Source organism: Pyrobaculum sp. (assembly GCF_049971835.1).
In the GTDB taxonomy this organism is placed as follows: Archaea; Thermoproteota; Thermoprotei; order Thermoproteales; family Thermoproteaceae; genus Pyrobaculum.
This window is the reverse complement of the sequence record NZ_JBMFKV010000195.1, coordinates 1-3,235: the sequence shown is the minus strand read 5'-3', so window position 1 is coordinate 3,235 and position 3,235 is coordinate 1. Positions and strand designations below refer to the sequence as shown.

The 3,235-nt window shown below is 57.6% G+C and carries 2 protein-coding genes and 1 pseudogene; all 3 read left to right on the top strand.

What is annotated here, in order from left to right; all coding sequences use genetic code 11:
* Positions 1–1,966, top strand: a pseudogene (locus ACP5J3_RS12185) (DUF499 domain-containing protein); the annotation flags it as partial.
* Complete coding sequence (locus tag ACP5J3_RS12180; protein WP_428495939.1) at positions 1,960–2,355, top strand: hypothetical protein; 396 nt, start codon at positions 1,960–1,962, stop codon at positions 2,353–2,355. The pseudogene ACP5J3_RS12185 and the gene ACP5J3_RS12180, both read left to right, overlap by 7 nt.
* A partial coding sequence (locus ACP5J3_RS12175; RefSeq protein WP_428495938.1) for an SNF2-related protein occupies positions 2,355–3,235 on the top strand: 881 nt, incomplete at its 3' end. The genes ACP5J3_RS12180 and ACP5J3_RS12175, both read left to right, overlap by 1 nt.

Below are 3,235 nucleotides of genomic sequence, written 5' to 3'. Positions count from 1 at the left end.
TTCTGTCCTGAGGCACATCCTGCTTGCGACGTTTCTGGCTAGGCTTATGCCGGCCGAGTCCCTCTACCCTACTGAGGATGAGATCGTGGCGGGTAGCTACAACGCCCTCGACATTAGGCCTGTGGACGTGAGGGATGTGCTCGCCAAGGTCACCGACGTGGGGCTCCACGTGGCGAGGCTGGGCGATAGGTACGTCTATTGGTTTATCGGCGACGAGATCCACGCCATTAGGGAGGCTATGTTTAAATTTTCCTACGAGGACGGCATGGACGTAGTCGCGGATCAGCTGGCCGCCCTTCTGAGGGAGAATGCGCGCTTCTTCTCGGCTGTCTATGTCTCGGGCGTAAGTAGCCAGAGGAAGGCCTTCGGCAAGGTGGTGATTCTGACCAATAGGGATGAGTGGGCCAGGGCGCTGGACGACGCGGATAAGTCCACACTGGCGGTTGACTTGATGGAGTTTGGGGTGGGTAGGCGGAGGAACAACCTCTTTTTCGTAAGGCGGGACGACTCGGGGCCTGTGCCTGCCGACGCGGAGCGGCTTTTGGAGAGGTTTACGGCTGTTAAGAACGTGAAGGAGGCCGCCGTGGCGTTGGGTCAGCTCTACAAGGCGGTTGACGAGGTCCTCCTCAACCTGTACCACTACTTCCCAGATCTTCTGTCCATGGAGGACGAGAGAATTAAGCGGGAGATGGAGCAGTTGTTGAGGAGTAGGGTGGAGCGGTGGAAGGAGCGGGCCTCCGCGGCGTTGAAGACGGCGTCCTACACATGGCTGAGGAAAGTGGTGGCAGGATTCAAGGAGCTGGAGGCAAGGCGGCTTGACGAGTACCTAAACGAGGTGGCTAAGCAGAGGTCCGACGTTTTGAGGGGGCTTGTGGAGAAGATTTTCGCAGAGCTTCAGTGGGACGGCTTTAAGAAGCTGGGAGATCTCTGGAGTCTGTATCTAAACAACGAGAAATTCCCACCTGCGCCTATCTCCTTTGAGGAGTTTGTTGAGGCTGTGAAGAGCTACTGCGCCGGGTGTAGCTGTCTGTTCGAGGTGGATGGAGAGGTTAAGTGGCTCTCTAAGTCTGGTTGTGAGATCCCGCCCCTCGACAAGGACGTGGGGGTCGCCCCGCTGAGGTGGAGGGATCAGCTGGTGGAGTGGGCCGTCGAGGCCTTTCTGAAACAGCTGGCGTCTCTTTCCACCAGCACCACCAGGTACTATATTGTATATAGGCGGCCCAGCGGTGAGGAGGTGAAGAGGGCCGTGGACGATTTATTGTCGTCTAGGGGGGAGTGGCCCTTCCTCTCGGAGGGCCGCCTGGAGGTTGAGGTCAGGGAGAGGGCTATCGAGGTTAGGATTGACGGCGTGGCTACGCCGATAGTAGAGCGTAACCCCGGCTCTAGAGTAAAGGTTGAGGTGGTTGGGAGCGACGATCTGTTGACTGTGCTCTACCGGATAGGCGAGGTGGAGAGGGAGGAGAACGCCTCCGGCAAGTTACATGTATTTGAGGTCGATCTGCCGTCGGAGCCAGGCGTCTACGTGATGGAGATCGAGGCTGTGTTTAGAGACGGCACTAGGGATAGGAGGAGCGTGTCGGTGAATATCAAGGGGCGGTGTAGAAGGTTACGAACTAAATACTCTGTTGACGTCGGCGACGCCATCAGGGGGATCTCGGTTACTTACGTAAAGGATGCACGCGGGTTGCTTGATTATTTTGTAAAGAGAGGTGTTCCGCTGAAGTTGAGCGTGAAGGCGACCCAGGCCGGGAGCGACTTAGTAGTCAACATCGACGCCACGTTTAACATAACGTCTCCAGAGGTCCGGGAGCGCGCGATTAGGCTACTGGCCGCGTTGGAGTACTTATCCCCTGCCGCCGACATCAAATTTGAGTTTACGCCCTCAGTACAAGTGGACGGCGACATGGCCCAGAAGTTCAAGGGAGGCAAGTACACCTTCGACGTGGAGGTGGAGGAGACATGCTGATTAGGAGGAGGGGGGCTGGGAGAGTAGTCGTGGTGGCGCAGGAGGGGAAGTTCGAGGTGGGCGTACCGCTGGAGGAGGTGTCCGACTTCCTCAGAAAGCTGTGGCCTTGGGAGCTGGGGAGGCATGTGGAGCTTAGCGACGGGGAGCTGGTTTTCCGGGATAGAGTTCCCTTCGAGAGGGCTTTGGTGTACCTCCTGGCGCGTAGAGGCCGCTTGCCGCGGGCTGATGCCGAGATCCTCGCCGCCTCTCTTAGGCTACACGAGGTGTCCCTCCTGGCCGACGCCTTTCTGTACAGGCTGTGGCTCTGCAGGTCGGAGGGCGGGAACTGCCGCCGCATTGTTGACGCCTTTGCGAGAATCGCCAAGATCTATAGGGGAGTTTTGCCGTAATGGTCTCCCTGATAGAGATCCTCAGACAAGCGGGCAAGGAGCTCTACAAACACCAGCTCGATTTCGTCTCCGACGCCCTCTGGCTCCCTAGGCCGAGGCTTCTTCTAGCAGACGACGTAGGGCTTGGGAAGACCATACAGTCGCTCTTGCTAATTAAGGCGTTTATGGAGCTGGGGCGGGTTAACCACGTCCTCGTCATTGTCCCGCGGGCCGTATTGGCTCAGTGGGCCGACGAGTTGCAGAGATTCGATATCCAGCACTACGTGGTGGAGAGCTCTGAGTTTCCTCTGGGCTATCGGGTCTACCTCATCACGATGGATAGGGCGAAGATGCCCGACTACTTGAACTCCCTCAGCCGCATCTCTTGGGATCTTGTGGTGATCGATGAGGCTCATAAAATCAGGCTGGATACCCAGAGGATGAACTTGTCGCATCTCTGCAGAACTGCTGGGGGCTGTCTATTGCTCACCGCGACGCCGCATACAGGCGACGAACAGGACTACCGCTTCTTGACGTCTCTGGTGGACGGACTCGTCATAAGGAGGGAGAAACGCGACGTGGAGGAGTACGAGGGGCGTAGGATATTCCCTCGCCTCAATTATTGGGTTGTACAGGTGAGGGCCTCTAAGGAGGAGTCGCAAGCTCTGTTGAGCGTGTTATACAAGCTCAGAAACGCAAACGTGGAGCCCATTGTCCGCGTGGTGGTAGAGAAGCGCGCTATGTCCAGCCCTGCATCGTTCTTCAAGACGCTGGTGAGAGTCGTCGGAGGTCCTTGCGATTCCTCCACCCTCGAGGAGGGAGAGCTAGACGCCTGTATAGGCAACGTGGCTGGGTGGAAGGAGCTAGCGGAGTTGGCACAGAGGTTCGCCAAGGCTCCCGA

Bases quoted from the DNA above. Each gene is read 5' to 3' on its own strand.
- ACP5J3_RS12180 (WP_428495939.1), top strand. From the start codon at position 1,960: ATGCTGATTAGGAGGAGGGGGGCTGGGAGAGTAGTCGTGGTGGCGCAG.